Origin of the sequence: Maribacter sp. 1_2014MBL_MicDiv (assembly GCF_001865655.1) — a bacterium.
Taxonomy (GTDB): domain Bacteria; phylum Bacteroidota; class Bacteroidia; order Flavobacteriales; family Flavobacteriaceae; genus Maribacter; species Maribacter dokdonensis.
Genome location: NZ_CP011318.1, coordinates 174968 through 197235, shown reverse-complemented (window position 1 = coordinate 197235; position 22268 = coordinate 174968). Strand labels below are relative to the sequence as shown.

The following is a 22268-nucleotide window of genomic DNA, read 5'->3' as shown; positions in this document are numbered from 1 at the left end:
AATGTTTATGCTAAAGATAAAATGAATTTCTAACAGAAGCTATTCGCTTCTGCTAGAATCTGTTCGTTTTTTAGGTCTGCTCGAATTCCTATTATTCTTACCTCTAAAGTTGTTACCACCAGGCCTGTTTCTGTTTTTATTACGGGAGTTGCCTTGTTTTCTTTGTTGTTGTGCCGGTTGACTGCCCGTATCTTGCGGAGTATCTTCATCTACAAATTGATGCTCTGGCATGCGAGGTACAGATTGTTTAATCAATTTCTCGATATCACGTAAGTAGGGTCTTTCTTCTTTGTCACAAAAAGAAAGTGCCGTACCACTTGCATTTGCCCTACCTGTTCTGCCTATACGGTGAACATACGTTTCGGATACGTTTGGTAAATCATAATTTACAACCAATGAAAGGTCTTCTACATCAATTCCCCTTGCGGCAATATCGGTTGCAACCAAAACCTTAAGATCTCCTTCTTTAAAAGCACTTAGTGCCTTTTGTCTTGCAGTTTGCGATTTATTACCGTGTATGGCTGCAGAACGTATACCTGCTTGGTCTAATTTCTTTACAATTTTATTGGCACCATGCTTAGTTCTGGAGAAAACAATAAGCGTACTCTCAGGGTTCTCTTTAATGATATGGATAAGCAGTTTTGGTTTGTTAGGCTTGCTAACAAAATATACCCCTTGTTCAACTTTCTCTGCTGTAGCTTGTTCTGGCTTAATGGTAACGCGTTCAAAATCACCCAACATTTTTCTAGAAAGCTCAACAATGTCTTTTGGCATAGTTGCCGAAAAGAATAATGACTGTCGTTTAGGAGGCAATTTTGCGATGATTTTCTTGATATCATGAATAAAGCCCATGTCCAGCATTTGGTCAGCTTCATCAAGTACTACGTGCTCTAAATCTCTGAAAGAAATAAAACCTTGGTTCATTAGGTCTAATAAGCGACCGGGAGTAGCAATTAATATATCAACGCCTCCTCTAAGGGCGTTTACTTGCTTACCCTGTTTTACTCCGCCAAAAATAACGGTATTACGTAGGCCTGTGTATTTTCCGTACGCCGTAAAACTTTCGGCTATTTGAATGGCAAGTTCCCGGGTAGGTGTTACTATCAGCGCCTTAATTTTTCTTTTATTCTGGCTAAGACTTATACCTTCATATAATTGATGTAGGATAGGAATACCAAATGCGGCCGTTTTACCGGTTCCCGTTTGTGCAACGCCCAATAAATCTTTGCCTTTCAGTAATATGGGTATGGATTGTTCTTGAATTGGAGTAGGGTGAGTATATCCTTCAGCCTCTAATGCCTTAAGGATAGGTTCGGCTAAGCCGAGTTCTTTAAATGTCATAAAATTTTAATAAGCTGCAAAGGTACGCTTTAATGTGGAAGGAATTGTAAAGTAGGGTTAAAGTGCAAAGTGTTGAGTACAAAGTAAGAAGTATTAGGTATTAAGTATTAAGTAAGAAGTATAAAGTATAAAGTATAAAGTAGTTGGAAGTAAAAAAATAGAATAAAGAGAATAGACCTTTTTTGATTAGTTTCTAACAACTAACAACTAACAACTAACAACTAACAACCAACAACTAACAACCAACAACCAACAACTAACAACTAATCCTGAACTTGATTTTTGAGATTGCGCTTGTATTTAAAACATCGATTGTCGATTAAAGACACTAAAAATCGGTAAGGTGAAAATAGGGTTAATGTCGTTAATCGACGAGATTTTACACTTAATCCGAATCTTTGTCAAGTAACGAGAATACGGTGTTTTTCAGCGATTCATCACCTAGTAAAACAAGGTCTACGGCGTTTTATAATTGTAACAAAACGCAAGTCATGAAAACATTAGCAACTATCATCTTCATCATCTTTTTAAGCTTCACTGCTCAAGCTCAAAACACAACTTCAGAGGTTAAAGTTGAAACTATTGAAATGAGCATTGTTACGGAAACTACAAATGAAGTTAAAGCGGAATCTAATACTGAGGTTGCTCGTTTATACAAATTCAAAAATTCAAGAATTAAAAGAGATTTGAATTTTATCACTAAGGCTAACAAGCCTAAAATGGCGTAATTTCAGTAGTTGGTATTAAGTATTAAGTATTAAGTATTAAGTATTAAGTATTAAGTATTAAGTAAGAAGTATAAAGTATAAAGTATAAAGTATAAAGTATAAAGTATAAAGTAGTTGGAAGTAAGAAAATAGAATAAAGAAAATAGACTTTTTTTGATTAGTTCCTAATCAAATCTATTTAGCAAAGCTAAATTTTATAGTTTCTAACAATTAACAACTAACAACCAACTATAATCCTGCCATAGCAGCTTCCGCACATCTTTCGCCATCCATTGCTGCAGAAACAATTCCACCGGCATAGCCACCACCTTCACCACAAGGGAAAAGTCCTTTGATTACTGGGTGTTCCAATTTTTCGTTTCTAGGGATGCTCACAGGTGATGAGGTTCTGGATTCCACGCCCACAATATTTGCTTCGGCCGTGTAATAACCATGCATTTTATCACCAAAAGCTTTAAAGCCTTGTCGCAATCTACTACCAATAAGTTTAGGTAACAGGGAGTGTAGGGGAGCGGAGTTTAATCCGGGTTGGTACGAGGTGGGGTTAAGGTCTACGGATAAGTTTCCTTCTACAAAATCGGTCAATCGCTGAGCTGGGGCAGTTTGCGTTCTTCCGCCAGAAGTGAATGCCAGTCGCTCTAAATTCTTTTGATATTCCAATCCTTTCAAAGCCCCGAATTTCTCATATTTAGGAATATCCTTATCCACATTAATTTCCACTACGATACCAGAATTGGCATACAAGTTATTTCGTTTTGATGGTGACATGCCGTTTACAACCACCTCGCCAGGGGAAGTGGCAGCAGGCACTATGAATCCGCCAGGGCACATACAGAACGAATACACGCCGCGTTCCTTCACTTGTTCCACTAAACTATAAGAAGCTGCAGGTAACAATTCGCTTCGGTCACCAGAGCAGTGGTATTGAATACTGTCTATGATATGTTGCGGATGCTCTACACGCACGCCCATGGCAAATGATTTTGCTTGTAGCGCAATATCTTTTTTATGTAATAAGTCAAAAATGTCACGAGCGGAATGTCCCGTAGCCAAAATTACGCGATCCACGGCCATTTCATTATTGTCGTTTAAAACAATGGCTTTTAACGTATTGTCCTTGATAACAAAATCGGTCACCTTGGTATTAAAATGAACTTCACCACCGTGCTGCTGTATAACTTCACGAATATTCTGTACAATTTTAGGGAGCTTATTGGTTCCTATATGCGGATGTGCATCTACCAATATTTGGTCTGTTGCACCATGAAAAACCAAACTTTCGAATATGCGACGTACATCTCCACGTTTAAGACTACGGGTGTATAATTTTCCGTCAGAATACGTACCTGCGCCACCTTCACCAAAACAGTAGTTACTTTCAGGGTTTACCTGATGGTCTTGATTAATGGCCTTCAAATCTCGTCTGCGTTCTTTTACATTGTTACCACGTTCCAAAACAATAGGTTTGTAACCCATTTCTAAACAACGTAGTGCCGCCCACATACCTGCAGGTCCAAATCCTACAATATGTATGGGTTTGGCATTTGATACATCTTTATATTCAAAATGAAGGGCGTCGTTAGGTGCGGGCTCGTTAATATATACCGCCAATTTGTAATTGAAAACAATTTTTGGTTTACGTGCATCAATAGATTTACGTAAGACTTTAAGGGTAAAAGACCCTTCTTCGAGTCCAAGATATTGCGCTGTACGAATTTGTAATCCGTTTGGGGTTGCTTCTTCCTTTAAAGTTAACCGTAGCTGTACATTTCTAACCATGGGGCAAAATTAAAGTAAAAAGATGATGTAAAGCTGTAGCGGCTTAAAAATACATAAGGTCTGTAGCGGTAAAATTATTTTTCAACGATGGTTCTAAATGTGAGGTTTACTCTTGGTGTTTTACTTTTTGTAGTGGGTGGCAATCTATGTAACCAGTGGGTCTGTGTTGCATCTTTCATAATTAAAAGGCTACCGTGCTCTAAAAAGAGTTCAACCTTTTCTTTCGTTTCTTTGTGTTTAAATGCAAATTTTCGCTCCGATCCAAAACTGACTGAAGCTATTGCGCCATTCTTTTTCAGGTCTTTTTCTCCATCACTATGCCACGCCATGCCCTCGCTGCCATCATGATATAGGTTTAATAGGCAAGAGTTAAAGGTTTCTCCACTTTCTTGCTCTACTTTAGATTTTAATTGAAGCAACTCTGCAGTCCACGATAGGGCTAGTTTAGTAGTTTTAGAGTAGGTATATTGAAAAGGTTTTTCGCCATACCACGCTACTTTTCGTTTGGTTATGATCTTTTTGCCAAAAATGATGGCTTCATCATTCTTCCATTTTATTTTGTTCAATAAGACATTTAGATAGTGTATAGCGTCTTCCTCATTTAATATTTTACCAAAATAATGTACCGTTCCGTCACGTGGAAGTAGGTTCTTCTTGTGGTCAACCTCAATATCAAATAATTTCATAATGCTTGCTTTCTAACAATTCAGAGAACTAAAGTACTTGGTAATCATCTTAAAAGCAAAAGCGAATAGTTAACCTTTTTTATAAGATTTTCTATTCGCTTTTATAATTAAAAAGAACTTTGTTGATATATACTAATTGCTTTTGAGCAAGTTTTTAATCGCCTTGGTCCATTTTTCAATAGACTGAAATTCTCCGCTCAATTGATAGTTGACTTCAGCATCATAAAATTCAAAAACTACATCTGGTACATTGGTGTTTTTTGGGAAAAGTTGCAGCAGCAATCGCTCTGTAATTTTCTCTTTTCTGGCAAAGGATTTACCAATGTTCGCAATTTCAGTAGTTTTAATAGTGGCTAAATCGGCATACTGTTCATGTAGTTCTTCGCCATTTTTTGAGACAAAGAATACAAATTTCTTTTCAGTGTCCATACCTATGGCATAGTGACCAAAAATCTCATATTCCGTTAGTTTACAATGATGTGTAGTTGCGATGTCGTTTAAAGATGACATCATTTTTTTTTCTTTTATTTTTCTGTTTCTGTTCGTTAAAACAAAAGGCATTGCACATAGTGCAACAGATGCTAAACCAATAGCAGTTACTCCAAATTCCATGTTGTAAATTTTAATTTTTTAATACTGATTATTGTATGATGTAAAGTGATACATCATAAGACCTAGTTATTTAGCTATCAAATTGATAGCCTATATGAAGAGGTCTACCAGAAATTATGGAAAGGAAAAATAAAATCAGTTTTTCTAAACTTGATCAATAGTGTTTTGGCATAAAGAATATATTGCCTGTATCTAGAAATAGAGGTAAAATCAATACTGTTAAGGCTAGCGGTAAAGCCAGTAAACGGAAGCTTGTAATTAGGCGAAACAACTTCGGCAACATCTGAAACTGAAACTTCAGATTGCTGAGCATGTGGAGATAAAAGTTTGGTGGACGCTGCAAAATAGCTTTTTTGCTCGCTATTTTCGCTTAATGGTGTTTGGTTAAAGTTAGTTAAGGCATCTGCAGAATTAACCAGCCCGAAACAATAAATTGTAACGAGGAGTAGAACTTTTACTATGTTGTTAAAACTTTGCATTTTATACTACAACCGCTTGATTTAATATAACATTTACTTCTGCTAAACTTTCTTCATTATCTAAAAGCAAGACCAAAGTATCGTTAGCTTTAATAATTGTCGATCCACCTGGTCTAACAAAAAGTCCATCCCTTTTTATCATGACAATGAATGTGGTCCTTGGAAAATGTAAATCGATAATTCGTTTTTCTACAGCAAAACTGTTGGGAACAACCGTAACTTCTTCCATAGCGGATTTAGGTAGATTAAGTATGTACCTATCGTTTTCGGCAATAGGTTTTACTTCCTCCGGTAAAGCAACATTAAGCCATTTGGCAAAAATAGATAAAGTAGTACCTTGGATTAAAACCGATGAAACCGATATAAAGAATACGATACTAAATATAATATTGGCCTTATCAATGCCTGCCAATAAGGGGTAAGTTGCAAATACGATAGGCACTGCACCACGTAAGCCCACCCATGAGATATAGAAACGTCTCCCTAGTTTCATTTTAAAGAACATAAGGCTTAATAAAACACTTACAGGCCTTGCCACAAGAATTAAGAATACCGATATAAGCAGACCAATACCTAAATAAGGTAAAATCTGAGAAGGGAAAACGAGTAGGCCTAAGGTCAAGAACAATACGATCTGCATTAGCCAAGCCATACCATCGAACATTTTTAAAATGGTTGACTTATGTATTAAATCTTGATTGCCTAAATACACGGCACAAATGTAAATAGCCAAGAAGCCATTACCGCCAACAGCGTCTGTAGCGGAAAAGGTTATGAACATTAAGGCAATGACCAGTACAGGGTACAAACCTTCAAAGCCTAATTTAATTTTGTTTATGATAATTTCACTGAGCTTTCCAAATACAAAACCGCCAATGCCGCCCAATATCATTTGTTGTAAAAACAAGGGAATGATAGAGAGAACGCTCAGGTCTTGATTAATGACCAAGGTCAAAAAAGCAAGAGTCAGCACATAAGCCATGGGGTCGTTACTACCACTTTCAAGCTCTAACGTGGGTCTTAGATTACTTTTTAAGGCTAAATTTTTAGAACGTAAAATGGAAAAAACCGCTGCGGCATCTGTAGAAGATACAATAGAGCCCAACAACATGCTTTCGTATATGGTAAAATCGGTAATGTAGTAGACGAAAGTTCCAAGGGTGACTGCTGTGAGCAAAACCCCTAGGGTAGATAGCACAAGTCCCTCTTTTAAAATAGGTTTTACAGCGTTCCAATTGGTATCTAAACCACCAGAAAACAATATAAAGTTAAGAGAGACAATACCAATGAATTGGGCAAGTTTAGGGTCATCAAACTGAATACCGCCAATACCATCAGATCCGGCAAGCATACCTATGGCTAAGAAAAGAATCAACGTAGGTACCCCGAATTTGTATGAAGTCTTACCAACTATAATGCTGATAAACAGTAATATAGATCCTACAAGAAGTATGTTTTCTATGGTAAGGTTCATTGGTGGTCAGTTGCCTTAATTTTAAGGCAACAAAGTTAGATCATTTATCAAAAAACCAATACAAATGTTAAGGTTTGGCACAATGTTAACATGTTGTATTATAACCCTGATTTATTAAAAAACTAATTATTTTTTCTAATGAAGGCAGTTATAATATTGATGAGGTATAGTAATTGTACACAGACTGCCGCAAGTGTAGATAAAGTCACGGTTAAATTAGAACCAAAATCTTGATTTGAATCTGATAAGAAAAATGGGATGAATAAAATTAAGCAGAAACCAATAACAGTAATGATTAAATGAATCACGGTTAGCCAATATACCAACCTTCTGTTCAGTCTAATTATAACCCAATATCCAAAACCTATAATTGCAAATATAATAGAGATTAGTACCGCTAAATTGATTAACCCCAGTACATAATAGGTGTCATGAATATTAAAGTAGAATATTTTATCAGGTTTTAGAAATCCTGTGAGCAGTATTATGGGAATCAGGATCCAGAAAACAATATGGGGTGATTTGGTAAATTTAGTCATCAGTTGGTTGTAGTATTATTCCTAAAGTCAAGTTAATCATTATTAAGAGAATCACAATTAAAGTTTAGTATCAATAATTATCTATACATTTACATATATCTATATAATTTATCATCATGGAGCTAAAACAAGTGGAGAAAATATCTAAAGCATTAAGTGATGTAAATCGTTTAAAGATTCTGCAGTATATGCAGAAAAATCAAGGCAAGGTTGAATGCACCAAAGCTTGTAACTTGTTAGATTTGAGTCAGCCTTCCATCAGTCATCATATAAAAAGGTTGGTTGAGGCAGAACTCATCAATCAGCATAAAATAGGACGTAACTATCACTATTCCTTAAATCATAAAGTTTGGGATAATTATATGTTACAATTGCAGCAACTGTAGTTTTTTTGATAAAACATATAGATACTTTTAAATGTATTAATGAAATTATTTGAATGAAAAATATTAAATATTCTATATTGGATTTAGCCATTGTATCAGAGGGTACAACGGTAAAAGATACTTTTGACCACTCTTTGGCATTGGCACAAGCTGCGGAAGAAGTGGGGTATAACCGATTTTGGTTGGCAGAGCATCATAATTCTATAGCTATTGGTAGTAGCGCCACGTCTGTATTAATGGGTTACATTGCCGAAGGAACAAAAACTATACGAGTGGGATCAGGTGGTATTATGTTACCAAATCATTCCCCATTGATAATTGCAGAGCAATTTGGAACTTTAGGAATACTGTACCCAAATAGAATAGACCTAGGTTTGGGGCGTGCACCGGGGACCGATCAATTAACCGCCCAAGCTATACGGTCAGATTTTTTCCAGGCGGCACAGTCGTTTCCGTTAGAAGTGGAAAAAATTCAGCGCTATTTCTCTACTGAAAATGCAGATGCAAAAGTGCGTGTTACCTTGGCAGAAGGGGTAGAGGTACCTTTATACATTTTGGGTTCTAGCACGGATAGTGCACACTTAGCCGCCAAAAAAGGATTGCCCTATGCATTTGCGAGTCACTTCGCTACGAACCATTTAATGAACGCCTTGCAAATTTACCATCAGGAGTTTCAGCCTTCAAAAGTTTTGGAGAAACCGTATACTATGGCAGGCGTGAATATTATCATTGCGGATACAGATGAAGAGGCGGAACGCATTTCAACATCCTTATATAAAATGATCATTGGGTTATTGACAGGAAAAAGGGGATATATGCAACCACCGGTACCCATGACTTCTGATTTACGTGAATTGAGTAAAAATCCGTCTGTACAGCAAATGTTGAAGTATTCCTTTATTGGTAGTAAAGAAACCGTTAAAAAACAAGTGCAACAGTTTATAAACGATACCCAAGTAGACGAACTTATTGCGGTTACCAATATTTATGACGGTAAAGACCGTATAAAATCATACCGCATGTTTGCCGAGATTATGAAAGAATTGAATGGGGAGAAGGGATAATTTTCCCCCTTATTAATCCTTGATTTCTATGGTAGACTGTCTTTCTCTGTTAACGGAAAGTTTAGTGACATCTGGTCTAGAATAGTGTCCTACGGGATCAAAATTCTGACGTTCTTCTAAAACCCTATTGAAATCTATAGTTGTTGTGATCAATCCCTCTTTATCAATGACCGGAGGTAAAATCCATTCCCCATCCGGTCCGGCAATACAAGAACCACCGTTTGCCAATGTTTCCGGGCAATTTTCAAGAATGGCGTTTAAATGTGGTGTATCATCTGGAAAATCGGTTTTGCTCATTAAGCTAGATACGGAAACTACAAAAGATCTGGATTCTCGTGCAATGAACCTGGTGATATTGGCGGTATTGTAATCCGATCCGGGCCAAACGGCAATGTGTAAGTTTTCTCCCAATCCGTACAGGGTAGCTCTAGGCAAGGGCATCCAGTTCTCCCAACAGTTTAATCCGCCAACACTAAAGTTCTTAAGATTATGAACTTGTAATCCGTTACCATCACCCGGTGCCCATGTCAATCGCTCTTCGTAGGTAGGCTGTAATTTTCTGTGAACCGATTTTATTTCGCCCTGGTTGTCAATATATGCAAGGGAGCAGTAAATACTATGACCACCTCTGTTTTGTGCTCGTTCCATGAGGCCTAAGTAGATGGCAATCTTATGTTGTTTTGCAAGCGCACAGATGTCATCTAATTCTCCAGCCTCAATTTGAACCGAATTTTTAACGTAATGCGCATGAATCTCTTTCTGAACTTTAGAATCAAATTTTGCACCATCGGTCATGGAAACCCAAAAAGGATAACCCGGTAACAAGGCCTCACCAAAGACAATGAGCTCACAATTGTCTTTGGCCGCCTTTATAATATATTCCTTAATTCTATCAATAGTAGCAGATTTATTGAGCCAAACCGGTGCTATTTGTGCCATGGCAATTTTAAGGTGGTTTTGCTCTGGTGTGTCTATAATTTTCACTGATAAAAGGTTTGGTGGTTTTATTTAAGAGATACTTTTTAAAGCTTCTACAATTTCGTCTGGCTCTGAACGTGTACGGTAATCAACGTTAACGTAGCTCCATTGAATTGCACCGTCTGTGCCAACAATAAAGGTAGCAGGTATTGGCAATACCGTTCCATTTCCGTTATTTATTTGTTTTAGATCAAGATTTCGGTCAACGCGCATATGGTCCAAAAGAAATTCTGGTACTTCCCAAGCTACGCCGTACTTAGACGCTACTTTTGCATCTTGGTCAGACAAAACTGTAAAATCCATCTCGCTAATTTCATTCTTGGTCATTGATGCATCTGGAACTTCTGGACTAATGGCGACCAGCGTAGCGCCAAGAGATTGAATTTCCGGTAGTTTAGCTTGTAAAGCACGTAATTGTAAGTTGCAGTATGGGCACCAGCTACCACGGTAAAAAGTGACTACCACCGCACCGTTTTCCAATAAACCGGATAATTTTATTTGATTGCCTAAAGCATCCGGTAACTCAAAATCCGGAGCTTGTTCTCCTACCTTTAGCGCATTCTTACCTTTTTCAAAAGCCTTTGCTTCTTCGATGATCTCATCGACGCCTTTCATGAATTCAGGATTTTTTTGTCTGCCAAAAGCTATTTTAGCATCGGTCTGTTCTCTTAGTTTTTGCATTATGTAAGTCCAAATTTTCTATGTATATAGCTACTTGGTAGTCTAGCGTATTTTTTCGAAATATAGTGAAAACCCTTTGTGCTATTGGTCTGCATTAGGAATAATATAACATTGTTCTTTTGGGTAAGATGAGCATATATACCTTTATTTTGTCAAAACTGAAACGTTGTGGTAATTACTTTTAGCTTTGCCTTATAATTGTGCGGATGGTACAAGAAATCTATTGTTGAAAATTTAAAAATTCCGTAATTGATTCCATTAAACTATGCATTGACGTTTAGTGTATCTCGTATTTCTTTTTGTATGCCAAAGGGGTTAATTTAGTGATATGCTTAAATTGTTTGTTGAAATTTGAAAGCGTTTGATATCCGCTTTGATAACAAGCTTGTGAAACATTCATTTTCTTCTCGATCAAAAGTTTACAAGCATGACCAATTCTAATTTCACTTACAAAATCTGAAAAAGGTTTATTAGCGTGTTGCTTAAAATATCTACTGAATGATGTAGGGGTCATATTCGTTAGTTTGGCTAAATCTGTCAAGAATATTTTTTGCTTAAAGTTTTTCATGACAAAAGCATACACTTTGAACATACGTTCCGTATCTGCTTCCCTTAGGGTGTTGGTATAACCAGCGCTGGCCAAAAGATTAAATTCGTTGGTTGTACTTATAAAATTTAAAATTTTTAGTAATTGTAGCACACCATCAAACCCGGTCATGGCTACAAGGTCAATCATCATTGTTTTTAAGGTTGCAGCGGTCTTATGGGTAAACTCAATTCCCCGTAGACTTTTATGGAAAACATTTCGTAAACGTATGGCTTCATTGCTCTGCAAAAGATTTTTTCCTAAAAAATCTTTATGAAAATAAATGACGATCCCTTCAGACCAAGCAATGTTCATTTCTTGCTCTTCCTCATTTTCACTACGCCAAAGATGTGGAAGGTCAGGACCTATAAAAGTTATATCACCAGCAATATATGATTTAACGCTATCGCCAATAAATCTTGTGCCACTACCTTTTAGAACTAGAAAAAGCTGATGTTCTGAATGAAAATGCCAATGAGGATCAAAAACAGGCTCTTTAAGCATTCTAGCTAAATAGGCATGATGCTTGGGAATCGGTGATTTTTGTAGCGCAGATTTCATGACATAATGTTGGCTTAATACATTCCATTTTTAAATGGATTTTATACTAATGTATCAAAAAAATATAGTTATTATGATTTGAATGATAATATATAGTCGGTTTGTGATAAATGAGAGTAATTTTTCAGCTTGTTTTTTGGGTAATATTGACCTAAGAAAAAAAGACTACCTATGAAAACCTATTCTTACCCATTTTTATTTTTATCACTGATAATCTTTCTATCGGCTTGTTCGCCAATGGGTAAAGAACAGTTAGATGATAAGCCGAGAAGAATAGAATTACTTTTTTTAGGTCATGAATTGGAGCATCATAATTCAAGAACCTATTTTCCCATTTTGGCATCTGCATTAACTAAGGATGGTATAAATATTACATATACCGAAAAACAATCTGACCTTAATGAAGAAAATTTAAGATTGTATGACGGACTTATTATGTATGGAAATCAAGAAGAGATATCTCATAATGAGGAAAAAGCATTATTAAGCTTTGTAGAAAATGGTAATGCATTCATTCCTATACATTCGGCTAGTTTTTGTTTTAAGAACTCCAATGAATACATAAAACTAGTCGGTGCGCAATTTAAAAGTCACCAAACAGGAACATTTATGGCAGATATTGTTAATAAAGATCATCCTGTGACTAAAAATTTGGCTCCATTTAAAACTTGGGACGAAATTTATGTTCATGATAAAATAGCTGATGATATTACCGTTTTAATGGAGCGTGTAGAAGGTGATCACCGTGAACCTTACACATGGGTAAAAGAAGTAGGAGAAGGCAAAGTATTTTATACAGCTTTTGGTCATGACGATCGTACATGGAACAATAAAGGATTTCAAAGCTTAATTAAATCTGGAATTCTTTGGGCTGTAAATAAAAAGGTTAAAAAGAATTGGACAGCATTTATGGTCAATATGCCAACATTATCCTATGAAGAACGCGCAAACATACCAAACTATGAAAAAAGAGATCCTGCGCCAAAATATCAACTACCGTTATCTGCAGAAGCATCAAAAAAATTAATTCAGGTACCTGCGGGTTTTGAAGTACAACTGTTTGCATCTGAACCAGATATTATAAACCCAATTGCTATGGATTGGGATGAACAGGGTAGGTTATGGGTTATTGAAACTGTAGATTATCCAAATACGGTTCGTAATGATAATAGTAAAGGTGATGATAAGGTGAAAATTTTGGAAGATACCGATGGTGACGGAAAAGCAGATAAGGTAACCATCTTCGCAGAAGAATTGAATATACCTACAAGTTTTACTTTTTATGATGGCGGTATTATAGTTTCACAGGCACCTCATTTTATTTTCTTAAAAGATACTGACGGTGATGATAAAGCAGATGTAAAAGAAATACTAATAGATGGATGGGGAACTTTTGATACACACGCAGGACCATCAAATCTACAGTATGGTATTGACAATAATCTTTACGGTGTAGTAGGGTATTCAGGGTTTGATGGAAATGCTTTTGGACAAGATTTAAAATTCAATCAGAATGTCTATCGTTTTAACCCCAAGAAGAAAACTTTTGAAGTTATTACTAATACCAGTAATAACACTTGGGGGTTGGGCATAACGGAAGATAACGAGATATTCGCATCTACAGCGAACAACACGCATAGTGCATTTGTAGCTATTCCGAATAAAAACCTAAAGGATGTAAAAGGAATTGGGGCTGACGGAAGTGCTAAAATAGATGGGCATTATTATATGCAGCCAATTACTTCAAATGTAAGACAAGTAGATGTTTTTGGAGGGTTTACTGCAGCGGCGGGTCACTATTTCTATACTGCACGTGCATATCCGGAGCCGTATTGGAACAAAATAGCCTTTGTATGTGAGCCAACGGGTGGGCTAGTGCACCAAGCTAAAATAGTCAATAATGGTTCTGGTTACGCTGAAGAAGATTATGGTAATTTATTTGCATCTGCGGATGAATGGAGTTCACCGGTAGATGCCAAGGTTGGACCTGACGGAGCTGTTTGGATTGCAGATTGGTATAATTTTATAGTGCAGCACAACCCTACACCTAATGAAGATCGTGGCGGATATAACGCAGAAAATGGAGACGGTAATGCCTATGTAAATCCTTTAAGGGATAAAGGTCATGGTAGAATTTGGCGTGTGGTACCAAAAGATGATGATACCTATGAGCCAAAACAATTGTCAAAAAAACATCCAGGTGCTTTATTGAAAGCATTAAGTGATGACAATAAATTTTGGAGGTTAACCGGCCAACGCCTTATAGTTGAAAATGAGTATGTTGACTTGTTAAGTGGTCTTTATGAATTAGTGAATGACCAACATGTTGATCAAATCGGATTAAACAATGCTGCATTACATGCCCTTTGGACTATTAATGGATTAAATGCCATTGAAAATAATAATGAAGCACTTAAAGTAGTACGTAGTGCATTATATCATAAGGCATGGGCAGTTAGAAAAGCGGCATTGCAAATGTTACCTAGAAATACACAGACCGATGCAGCTATATTAAAAGCCAATACACTTTATGATAAAGACCCTCGTGTTCAATTGGCAACATTACTTTATTTTACAGAAAGACCCTCTTCCACGAAAATGGGGCAACTAATGTATAACCTTTCACAAGACCAAAAGGTGATGAGTGATCCTTGGTTATATAAGGCACTTTATGCCAATGCGGCCATTCATTTAAGCGGGTTTTTAAATGCGTTTCATAAAGCCAATCCTACACATGAAATTTCTTTTGAAAAAAGAGTTGATATGAGTTTGGTCAATTACGATGACAGCGATTGGGAAACTATGGAGTTGCCCCAGTATATTGAAAATGCCGGACTGGATATTGATGGTGTTATTTGGTTTAGAAGAGAAGTAAATATACCGGCCAACATGGTTAAGGGTGCTGCAATATCGTTAGGTCCCATTGATGATTCAGATATTACCTATATCAACGGAATTGAAGTAGGTAGTATGGCATCAAGTTATAGTTCCAATAGACATTATAAAATTCCAGATGGGGTATTAAAACCAGGTAAAAATACGATTGCCATTAAAGTTGAAGATACTGGAGGCGAAGGTGGTATTTATGGTAATTTTTGGCAGATGTATATAGAAGCAGGTGAATCCTTGGTTAGGATCAATGGAGCCTATAAATATAAAGTCGAAAAAAGCTTTTTGGATCAAGAGGAAAAAGTAACTAACGTTTTTGATATTGTCAACCTCTTATATAAGTACTACGATAATCAATCTAACAAAATTGAAGCTCAAGAAAACATTGATCAAAATGACGCTAAGGTGATTGAAATCAAGGTTTTAAAAAATGAAATGAAGTTCAATGTTACCAGGTTTGAGGTAAATGCTAGTGAACAAGTAGAATTGGTATTGCAAAATCCTGATTATATGCAGCATAATTTGGTCATAACTAAACCCGGTAAAAAAGATATTGTAGGAAAAGCGGCAGATAAAATGGCTGCGGATCCTAATGCTGCGACACTTAATTATGTACCGCAAATGGGCGATGTGCTATTTGCAACACCAATATTGAATCCTGATGAAACGTATTCACTAAAGTTTACGGCCCCAAGTAAACCAGGTGAATACCCATATATCTGCACTTTTCCCGGACATTGGAGAATTATGCAAGGAGTAATGATCGTTAAATAGATGAGAGATTTGAATAAGAATAAGTTGGTTTTCGGAGTCAGTACTTGGCTGTGGCAATCACCATTTTCCACTGAAAGTATTGGGCTGTTTGCAAAAATTAAAAAAATGGGTTTTGATGTTGTTGAGATCCCCATAGAGGATCCGTTATTGATCAATGCGGCAGAAGTAAAAAAAGCGCTAGATGATCATGGTTTAAAAGCTTCTATATGCGGGGCATTTGGACCAACTAAAGACCTGACCAGTAAGGATGAGAAAGTGCATTTGCATTGCTTTGAATATTTAGAGCAATGTTTTGAAATCTGCAGTGTACTTGGCGCAACATCTTTTGTTGGCCCTTTATATTCGGCTGTAGGAAAGGCGCGTATGTTATCTACAGATCAAAGAAAGGCAGAATGGGATTTAGCGGTAGCCAATGTAAAACATGCTTGTCGTTTAGCTTATGCATATGATCTAAAAATAGGAATAGAGCCATTGAACAGGTTTGAGTCAGATATGGTCAATACGGCAGAAGATGTAATGCAGTTAATTGCAGATGTGGATCATGAAGCCGCTATGGTATCTTTAGATAGTTTTCATATGACGATAGAAGAAAACAATCTACGTAAAGCTATAAATGTAGTAGGTGATAAACTTATACATATTCAAGTCTCTGAAAATCATAGAGGTACTCCTGGTACCGGGCTCACCCCTTGGAACGATATTTACCTAGGTCTTAAGGATATTAATTATAACGGAGCTATGGTCATTGAAAGTTTTACTCCGGAGATAAAGGAATTGGCTGGTGCCGTTTGTATATGGAAGACCAAGGCAAAGAGTCAAGATGAATTTGCACAAAATGGACTAGAATTTTTAAGAAGAACATTTAAGGATTAACATATGAATTTAAGTGATAAAAAAATTAAGATCGCTATAATAGGACTTGGCTTTGGAGCAGAATTTATTCCTATTTATAAAAAACATCCTAATGCTGAGTTGGTAGCATTATGTCAACGAAACGATAAAAAACTTCAACAAATAGCGGATGTGTTTAATATAGAAAAAAGATATACTTCTTACGAGGAGCTTTTGAATGATCCAGATATAGACGCAGTGCATATAAATACACCAATACCTCTTCATGGTCAGCAATCTATACAAGCATTAAGGGCAGGTAAACATGTAGCCTGTACGGTGCCTATGGCAACAACTGTTGATGAATGTAGGCAAATTGTGGCCTTGATCCAAGAAACCGGGTTAACTTATATGATGATGGAAACCGTGGTATATGCTAGGGAGTTTTTATTCATGAAAGAGTTATATGAAAATGGTAATCTGGGGAAAATTCAATTTTTAAAAGCAAGTCATCAACAAGATATGGATGGTTGGCCCAATTACTGGCCGGGCTTACCGCCAATGCACTATGCTACACATTGTGTAGGACCGGTTTTAGGATTAACTCAGAATGAGGCAGAATATGTCTCTTGCTTTGGGTCTGGTACAATTCGCGATGAACTAATTAAAGAATACAATTCACCATTCGCTGTAGAAACTACCCATATTAAATTTAGAAATTCCGATTTAAGTGCTCAGGTATATCGCTCTTTGTTTGATGTTGCACGGCAGTATAGGGAAAGTTTTGAAGTATACGGTTCCAAGAAATCTGTAGAATGGCCGTTGATCGAGGGTAAACCCCTTGTAATGCATACGGCCAAGAAACCAGAACAGGAAATACCTGAAGAGGTTGTCTGTCCGGATTTTGCAAAGTTTTTGCCCAAAGAAATTCAGTCATTTACCACACACGGCGTATATGATGAGGGTGATAATCAACATTTATCCTTTACCCAAGGCGCTGGTCATGGTGGTTCTCACCCTCATTTAGTACATGCTTTTGTAAACGGTTTGCTCAATGACACTACTCCTTATCCGAATGCAAAACAGTCTGCTAACATTACATGTGTGGGTATTTTATCACACGAATCCGCTTTAAAAGGAGGAGAGATCATAAAACTGCCAGATTTTACTTTTACAGATTAAAATACAGTAGGGCTTTAAATTATAAATACAGTCTTAATGACCATTTTAGGGCATTAAGACTGTGTAATATTATATTAATGGTTCCAGATTATTTTTATTAAATAATTAAATGAATGGTAAGCTCATTTTCAATCATCGATCTCAACCACTAATTGTTTGTTCAAAATGCCTATGCCGCCAGCCATTAAACTACTTATTTTTTCTTTTTCAATTTGTAGTTTAACGGTTATTAAACTGGGCGAAGGCGGTGCCATATATTTGCCTTGTTGAATATGAAAAGTACTTTTCTTTTGCTTTAAAATATCAAAAAAATAGCTCCCCAGCGGACCGGCGGCCATACCTGTACCGGCTTCTTCCAATATACCATAACGCGGACCAAACATTCTTGCGGTAGCATCATATGAAGTATCTGTGGTAAACGCATAGTAACCAATGAGATTCAACTCGTCACTGATTTTATGGATCATGTCAAAATCTGGTACTATATTCTTTAATGTTTCGCTGTTTTTAACGGGAATAAGCAAAAATGAATTACCCGTATGTACGGATAGCATAGGGGCATTTGGTAAAACGTCCGCTGTACCTAACCCTAGCGACTGTAAAACGGCATGCCCGTCGTTTATTTCAGTGTATTTTGGGGGCAATTGCTCCATAAACGCTAAATCTCCGATGATTTCTATTTTTCGACTGCCATCGATCGTTTCTTTTGAAGAGCTATTTTTGGTTAATATGCCCATTTGCTTTAAATAAGAGAATGTGGCAACAGTGGCATGACCACAATGCGCAATTTGCTTGTTGGGCGTAAAAAAATCTAATTTAAAATCGTCGGTTGTAGACTTTGATACGAATGCTGTTTCAGATAAACCAACCTTTTTGGCAATTTCAAGTTTGTTTTTGTCAGTTAGGGCATCTGCGTTTAGTACAACTCCTGCAGGGTTGCCGCCTTTACCATGTTCGGCAAAAGCATTTAAAATTTGTACGGTTATCTTTTGTTTTGACTTTTCCATTTGTAATAATTTATGTGTTATACAAGATGGACGCTGTGCACTGGAAAAAGACGTAGTAATTATTACTTTTTTTCAAAATCTATTAATTTGCCCGTATTATCAGATGCTACATTTGGGCAATCTAGGATATTCTCCTTTAAAATTTCCTTGGCTTTTTGCACCCTGGATTTTGTACCGGAATAGGAGATGTTCAAATGTTGAGCAAGTTCTTTTTGCGAATAATTTCGAAAAGAAGTCAATATAATGGCTTCTTTATGATGAGAGGATAGGTCTTCAATTTTTTGATTGATACAATTTGTTAGGTTGGCGTATTCAAAATTTTCACTATCCACTTCGGGGAAATCCATATCGTTTATTGAAATAGTTTTATTGTTAGATTTTCTATAGTGGTCAATAATACTGTTCCGTGTAATTTGATATACCCAAGAGGTAAGCTTAGAGGTGCGTTTAAGCTGATGTATTTTAGTTTGAACCTTTAAAAATACTTCTTGATGAATATCTTTAGCAATGTGTTCATCCTTAATTCTCCCTAAAATAAAGGCATACAGTTCTTCATTTAAATCTATCCAAATGGTGTTAAGTTCCGTTTTCACAATGGTAAGTTTTAAAGGGTTTATGTCATATATTAGAATTGATGCGTTTAGGAATAAGAATTTTCGGCATTGTTAGCTTTGGTTTGATCCATGCCCTTATACACATTGGGGTTATGTTTTTCCATATATAATTGAGGATTAGGCAATGCTGTAAAGCCATATTTTTTATAAAGCCATTCAGCGGTATCGGTTAATAAAATCCAGCGTCTTAATCCTTGGAGGTTAGGGTGTTCCGTTATTTCGTTCATGAGCCATTTACTCAATCCTTTTCCTCTATATTCCTTTAAGATATAAACATCTCCTAAATAGGCAATGGTAGAGAAGTCACTAATTATTCTTGCAAAGCCGATTTGCTTGTTTTTGTAATACACCCCAAAATTTAGAGAATTTTCAATGGATGTTTTTAAAGTATGGATGGGAATTCCGTTTGCCCAATCGGTTTCGTTGGCAAGAAATTTATGAATGCTTTCCACATCTAACTTGTTCTTGTCCGTTGAAATGGTAAAAGCTTTTTTATGAACTTTCCTAATTTTCATTTTACTGTATTCATTTTATTTTGATTGATGCAAAGCTAAATTTGAATATTTCGTCTACACGCAATTTTCAATTTAACTACCGTATAAATATACATAGTTCTTGGTGTTAAAACATTGATACCGTATTGCTTTATAGGTGGTGTTGTTGCAGGTTTTATTTATTTAATTTCTCTTTGATTAACATAAAGCTCAACGTTGAAAAAATACAAATTCCAACTATCAATAATCCATATTTGAGTAATCCTGTAAATAATATTGCAACAAACTTTGAAGTATATTGATTATAACGAAGAGTACTCCATTGTTGAAGGACTTTATGTATTACATTATAGTTTTCCATTAAGAAATAACAGCTAATACATAATAGACTAATTATGTAAAGTCGTATAATTTTTATATTTCTTCTATTGCGATTCAATGTCATCTTCTGTATTAAATTCTCCATCAGAACCAGCAGAGGTGATTAAAAACGTTTTTCCGTTTTCCGAAATCGTAAATTCATATTCTCGGTTCCAAGCGTCTTTTTTCCAACTTTGTCGTACAGGACTATTTCCAATTAACTCATTAAGGTTTGATGGGTATCGTCCGAACTTTTGGTTCCAATTTTCCATTCTGTCACTCATTTCAGAGATTTCTTTCACAGTTCTTTCAGGAAAAACACATGTTCTTTGATAAGTAAAAAACAGAATAAAGATTAAACTCCCAATGACTAAAACAGAAATGAAAATTAATGCACTTGGTTGCAAAAAATATTTTTGAATAGGTCTTTTAGTACCATCTTCTTTTTCTTTTTTACTTATTCGTTTCCGATGTTTATAATCCTCTCGGATTAGTCCAAATTCTGCTAAAGTCGAAAGTTTTAATTCAAGCATTTAGTTGGTTTTGGTAAATGTGCTACAACAGACTTATTTATAAAGCAAAGCGTACAAAAAGACACTAATATTTCAGATTAAAACAGAGCCGAATTTTATAATTGGCGGACTTTCTAAATAAACCCCAACCTCTCGAAAAGCCATTATTAGCTATGTTTTATACACGTTGTTTTGCTTGGTTATTCTATTAATAGTTCTAGGGATGCAATTAATTGTTCTGCTTGTTCTTTTGTTTCTTTCATTGTTTTCTGTAAGCTATTTGTTGATAAATTACTTGCTAAGATGGTATTAATCACATGGTCTTTGCCTATTATTTCTAAAGCTCGCATATTATATACTTCATCTGAAAGTGTATAACTTGGAAATTCATTAATCAGTAGATCACTCACTTTATGTGTATAGTGTGTTTGTTCAAGAGCCATAATTTTTAAAATCGTATATTGTTTTTCATAGTAGTTAATTATTTTTATTTCTAAAGAATCATCATAATTAGGTAAAAATCCGCTTGAAACAGATGATTTATAGACTGCATTATTTGGGCGAAAATCCCAATATCTACTATTTAAAAACAATAATTTTCTGACGTTACCAGATTTCGTTTTAGAAATGCTATCAAAAATAACAGCGGAAGTATTCAATACTGAATCATTTATAATTATGGATCTTTCAAAGGCTGAAATGTCATTCCTTAATTCGGTAATTATTGAGTTGGATAGACTAACAATCTCCTTATTCAGTTTTTGGCTTTCATTCCAATTATTAATTGATAACGCTATTAAAATTCCAACAACAACAAGAATAATTTCGCCAATAGCATAAATCAAATACTTGCTGAATTTGTTTTCAGAGAGTAAGTTCTGTCTAATTTTTCTAAAGAATTTTATCATTGGTTATTGGTTTGTCATAAAGAAGCATTACGTCTCCGTATATGAAACGTAGCGTGTAAAAAGACGCTATCGTTTCGGATTATACACGAGCCGAATTTTTAAATTTTTAAATTTTTCTTTTTATCTTTATTTTACTAAAAGCCAAATTTAAAAATTTGGCGGTCTTCGCAAATACATGAAAACCTCTCGTAAAGCCTATATTAGCTATGTTTTATATACATTGTTGCCATTAGTTTTTTTTCGTTGTTGCTTTATTCATTAAAAGTCCTTGCATCTTTTGTCCGTATTCGTTTTCAACTTTAATGTCAGCTTTCCAAGTAATTTCTTTATCGTTTAATTTAATTTCATATTTATATCCGCCATTCTGAAATTTCAGTGTGTCAGGATTGTGAAGCTTTTCCGGATTGTATGTCACACTATCTACCATAATTACTCTTGATTTTTCTAAATCAATATTGTAACCAACAAATACAATTTCGCCTTTGATTTTTGAGTTCAGCTTGTAAGTGTTTTTGTAATCGGGAATGTCTCTTACAGATATACTGTCAAACACATATTTAGTTTCAATATCCGCAACAATTTTTCGCAAACTATCATTTTCCGCACGCAGACTTTCTAGTTTAGCGATAGTGTTTTCGGCTTGATTTATATCAGTACAGCCAAATATCATAAAGGTCAGAAGTACAATTATTATCGATTTGGTCATTTTTTTCAAATGTTGGGTAACAATTGAATATGTGCACAATTACACATATATCAATGCTTAAATCTAGGAGATTTTGACATTTAAGGAAAGAAAAATC

At 35.7% G+C, this 22268-nt stretch carries 21 protein-coding genes; 6 read left to right on the top strand and 15 right to left on the bottom strand.

Going from position 1 to position 22268, the window contains the following annotated elements:
* Positions 1–39: 39 nt before the first annotated feature.
* On the bottom strand, positions 40–1341 hold the full coding sequence (locus YQ22_RS00905) for a DEAD/DEAH box helicase (RefSeq protein ID WP_071339697.1): 1302 nt from the start codon (positions 1339–1341) through the stop codon (positions 40–42).
* Between the two features lie 491 nt (positions 1342–1832).
* Here YQ22_RS00905 and YQ22_RS00900 point away from each other — a divergent pair, with 491 nt between their 5' ends.
* A complete protein-coding gene (locus YQ22_RS00900) occupies positions 1833–2069 on the top strand; it encodes a hypothetical protein (RefSeq protein ID WP_071339696.1) in 237 nt (78 codons plus the stop codon).
* A 228-nt stretch (positions 2070–2297) separates the two neighbouring features.
* Here the strand turns inward: YQ22_RS00900 and YQ22_RS00895 are convergent, their stop codons facing one another.
* The 5 genes from YQ22_RS00895 to YQ22_RS00875 all read right to left on the bottom strand — a co-directional run bounded on the left by YQ22_RS00895 (position 2298) and on the right by YQ22_RS00875 (position 7099).
* Complete coding sequence (locus YQ22_RS00895; protein ID WP_071339695.1) at positions 2298–3848, bottom strand: NAD(P)/FAD-dependent oxidoreductase; 1551 nt, start codon at positions 3846–3848, stop codon at positions 2298–2300.
* Between the two features lie 74 nt (positions 3849–3922).
* Complete coding sequence (locus tag YQ22_RS00890; protein ID WP_071339694.1) at positions 3923–4534, bottom strand: alpha-ketoglutarate-dependent dioxygenase AlkB family protein; 612 nt, start codon at positions 4532–4534, stop codon at positions 3923–3925.
* A gap of 132 nt (positions 4535–4666) precedes the next feature.
* Complete coding sequence (locus YQ22_RS00885) at positions 4667–5146, bottom strand: hypothetical protein (protein ID WP_071339693.1); 480 nt, start codon at positions 5144–5146, stop codon at positions 4667–4669.
* A gap of 104 nt (positions 5147–5250) precedes the next feature.
* Positions 5251–5625 (bottom strand): hypothetical protein, encoded by a 375-nt coding sequence (locus YQ22_RS00880; RefSeq protein ID WP_071339692.1) that lies wholly within the window; start codon positions 5623–5625, stop codon positions 5251–5253.
* Position 5626: 1 nt separating this feature from the next.
* Positions 5627–7099, bottom strand: a complete 1473-nt coding sequence (locus YQ22_RS00875) for a potassium/proton antiporter (RefSeq protein ID WP_071339691.1) — start codon at positions 7097–7099, stop codon at positions 5627–5629.
* Between the two features lie 655 nt (positions 7100–7754).
* Here YQ22_RS00875 and YQ22_RS00865 point away from each other — a divergent pair.
* Together YQ22_RS00865 and YQ22_RS00860 are read left to right on the top strand one after the other, a co-directional pair.
* Entirely contained in the window at positions 7755–8024 is a 270-nt protein-coding gene (locus YQ22_RS00865; protein ID WP_071339689.1) for an ArsR/SmtB family transcription factor, read from the top strand.
* A gap of 53 nt (positions 8025–8077) precedes the next feature.
* Complete coding sequence (locus tag YQ22_RS00860) at positions 8078–9088, top strand: LLM class flavin-dependent oxidoreductase (protein WP_071339688.1); 1011 nt, start codon at positions 8078–8080, stop codon at positions 9086–9088.
* 12 nt (positions 9089–9100) lie between these two features.
* Here YQ22_RS00860 and YQ22_RS00855 read toward each other — a convergent pair whose 3' ends face one another.
* The 3 genes from YQ22_RS00855 to YQ22_RS00845 all read right to left on the bottom strand — a co-directional run bounded on the left by YQ22_RS00855 (position 9101) and on the right by YQ22_RS00845 (position 11894).
* Positions 9101–10027 (bottom strand): carbon-nitrogen hydrolase family protein, encoded by a 927-nt coding sequence (locus YQ22_RS00855; RefSeq protein ID WP_071342446.1) that lies wholly within the window; start codon positions 10025–10027, stop codon positions 9101–9103.
* A gap of 69 nt (positions 10028–10096) precedes the next feature.
* Complete coding sequence (locus tag YQ22_RS00850) at positions 10097–10747, bottom strand: peroxiredoxin-like family protein (protein WP_071339687.1); 651 nt, start codon at positions 10745–10747, stop codon at positions 10097–10099.
* A gap of 277 nt (positions 10748–11024) precedes the next feature.
* Positions 11025–11894, bottom strand: a complete 870-nt coding sequence (locus YQ22_RS00845; protein ID WP_071339686.1) for an AraC family transcriptional regulator — start codon at positions 11892–11894, stop codon at positions 11025–11027.
* A 171-nt stretch (positions 11895–12065) separates the two neighbouring features.
* On the opposite strand from YQ22_RS00845, the gene YQ22_RS00840 reads away from it, so the two are divergent.
* Genes YQ22_RS00840 through YQ22_RS00830 form a run of 3 tightly spaced genes read left to right on the top strand, consistent with a single transcriptional unit; the run spans position 12066 to position 17570 of the window.
* Complete coding sequence (locus tag YQ22_RS00840) at positions 12066–15557, top strand: PVC-type heme-binding CxxCH protein (RefSeq protein ID WP_071339685.1); 3492 nt, start codon at positions 12066–12068, stop codon at positions 15555–15557.
* Positions 15558–16430, top strand: coding sequence for a sugar phosphate isomerase/epimerase family protein (locus YQ22_RS00835; protein ID WP_071339684.1), 873 nt, complete (start codon positions 15558–15560; stop codon positions 16428–16430).
* 3 nt (positions 16431–16433) lie between these two features.
* Complete coding sequence (locus YQ22_RS00830) at positions 16434–17570, top strand: Gfo/Idh/MocA family oxidoreductase (RefSeq protein WP_071339683.1); 1137 nt, start codon at positions 16434–16436, stop codon at positions 17568–17570.
* A 128-nt stretch (positions 17571–17698) separates the two neighbouring features.
* On the opposite strand, the gene YQ22_RS00825 is transcribed toward YQ22_RS00830, so the two are convergent.
* The 6 genes from YQ22_RS00825 to YQ22_RS00800 all read right to left on the bottom strand — a co-directional run bounded on the left by YQ22_RS00825 (position 17699) and on the right by YQ22_RS00800 (position 22171).
* Complete coding sequence (locus YQ22_RS00825) at positions 17699–18577, bottom strand: PhzF family phenazine biosynthesis protein (protein WP_071339682.1); 879 nt, start codon at positions 18575–18577, stop codon at positions 17699–17701.
* A 62-nt stretch (positions 18578–18639) separates the two neighbouring features.
* Complete coding sequence (locus YQ22_RS00820; RefSeq protein ID WP_071339681.1) at positions 18640–19170, bottom strand: sigma-70 family RNA polymerase sigma factor; 531 nt, start codon at positions 19168–19170, stop codon at positions 18640–18642.
* Positions 19171–19217: 47 nt separating this feature from the next.
* Positions 19218–19706, bottom strand: coding sequence for a GNAT family N-acetyltransferase (locus tag YQ22_RS00815; RefSeq protein WP_071339680.1), 489 nt, complete (start codon positions 19704–19706; stop codon positions 19218–19220).
* Positions 19707–20110: 404 nt separating this feature from the next.
* On the bottom strand, positions 20111–20578 hold the full coding sequence (locus tag YQ22_RS00810) for a type II secretion system protein GspG (RefSeq protein ID WP_071339679.1): 468 nt from the start codon (positions 20576–20578) through the stop codon (positions 20111–20113).
* Positions 20579–20757: 179 nt separating this feature from the next.
* Positions 20758–21465 carry a DUF6090 family protein gene (locus YQ22_RS00805; RefSeq protein WP_071339678.1) on the bottom strand — a complete coding sequence of 236 codons (708 nt, stop codon included), beginning with the start codon at positions 21463–21465 and terminating at the stop codon, positions 20758–20760.
* Between the two features lie 229 nt (positions 21466–21694).
* The gene (locus YQ22_RS00800) at positions 21695–22171 is read right to left on the bottom strand and encodes a hypothetical protein (RefSeq protein ID WP_232231260.1); all 477 of its coding nucleotides are present in this window, start codon (positions 22169–22171) and stop codon (positions 21695–21697) included.
* Positions 22172–22268 lie beyond the last annotated feature (97 nt).